A 1534-nucleotide genomic window follows, 5' to 3' on the forward strand; every position below is an offset into this window, starting at 1 on the left:
GCTTTGGGCTGATTGTGTTGAAGAAGTCGGCTTTTGAGACGCGTTGATATTGCGGTCGCGTTCGCTTGATCTGCGAACTCACGCCATCGCATGCGTGGCCGGAATGAGTTTTGCGAGTTTCCGTAGGTTCTGTGCGGTTGCTGCGAGGAGGAACTCATCTTTAGCGCCGTTTGGTCCGCGGAGGCGCAGTCGGTCGAGGCGGAGAATGCGTTTCAGGTGGGCGAAGAGCATTTCGACCTTCTTTCGTCGTCGGCTGGCATCGACATAGGCGTCCGTGGTGGCGATGCGGCGTGCGGCGTCGCGTGCGGCTTCGTGAACATGGCGTGCGATCTTCCTGGCGGGCTGGTTCGGGGTGCATTGCTCCTTGAGCGCACAGGCTGAACAGTCCTGCTTGCGAGCGAAGTACTTGCGGAAGCCGTCCTTGCCGACCCCGTCGCGGGGCGTCTTCATCTGACGCCAGTACTTCTTCAAGGCATTGCCTGCAGGGCATGTATACTCGTCCTTGTCCGGGTCATAGCGGAACTCGGCGTTGGAGAAAGTACCATCCCGGCGTTCGGATTTATCAATGACAGGAATGTGTGGCTCAATCCCTTTCCCAACCAACCAGCCGAGCATCTCACCGGACCCATAGGCCGTGTCCGCCGCAAGCCGTTCTGGCGTCAGGCCGAAGCGATCCCCGGTTCGCTCGATCATCTTTCGCGTGGCACCTACCTCCGCCGTCCGGATTGACCTGGTAGCCTCTACGTCGAGGATCACGCCGTGCTCCGTGTCGATCAGATAGTTGTCCGAGTAGGCGAAGAACGCAGGGCCTTTCCGTGCCCCGGTCCACTGACTGGCCGGATCGGCAAAGGACGTGAACTTCGGATCAACCTCGCTCGCCGCCCCGAAGGCGGCATCGTCAAGCACCTCCAGATACTCGCGCACAGCACGGGGCGCCTCCTGAACATCGATCCGCTCTGGGTCCCAGTCCGCCTTAGCCGCTGCGTACTGCTTGTTGGCATCCGCCCGGATCAGGCTGGCGTCGGAGGCGAAGGTCTGACCGCCAACCAGGCCCTCGGCAATACAGCGGGCGACAACGCTCTCGAACAGGTGCCGGAAGAGGTTGCTGTCCCGGAACCTGCCGTGGCGGTTCTTCGAGAAGGTCGAATGGTCGGGCACCGGATCGCTCAGGTCCAGGCGACAGAACCAGCGATACGCAAGGTTCAGGTGCACCTCTTCACACAGCCGCCGCTCCGACCGGATGCCAAAGGCGTAGCCCACAATCAGCATTCGCATCATCAGCTCGGGATCGACAGAAGGCCTGCCCGTCGAACTGTAGAACGGCGCAAGATGTCGGCGCATATCACCGAGATCGACGAACCGGTCCATGGCTCGCAGCAGATGATCCGGCGGCACGTGATCCTCGATCGAGAACTCGTAGAACAGCGCGCTCTGCGCTACTTGCCTCGGACCCATCATCGCCAGCTCTCCCTCGCCTCGGGAGAAGTGAATCAGCGGTGAAAGCCCAGTTCAAGCAGAGTTTTTCAACACAATC

1 protein-coding gene is annotated in these 1534 nt (G+C 60.8%); it reads right to left on the minus strand.

Translation table 11 applies throughout. From position 1 onward, the window contains the following. Positions 1-78 precede the first annotated feature (78 nt). Positions 79-1458 (minus strand): IS1182 family transposase, encoded by a 1380-nt coding sequence (locus tag AC2FNR_RS01560; RefSeq protein ID WP_496847728.1) that lies wholly within the window; start codon positions 1456-1458, stop codon positions 79-81. Positions 1459-1534: the final 76 nt, after the last annotated feature.

Source organism: Ruegeria sp. SATB045 (assembly GCF_059613525.1).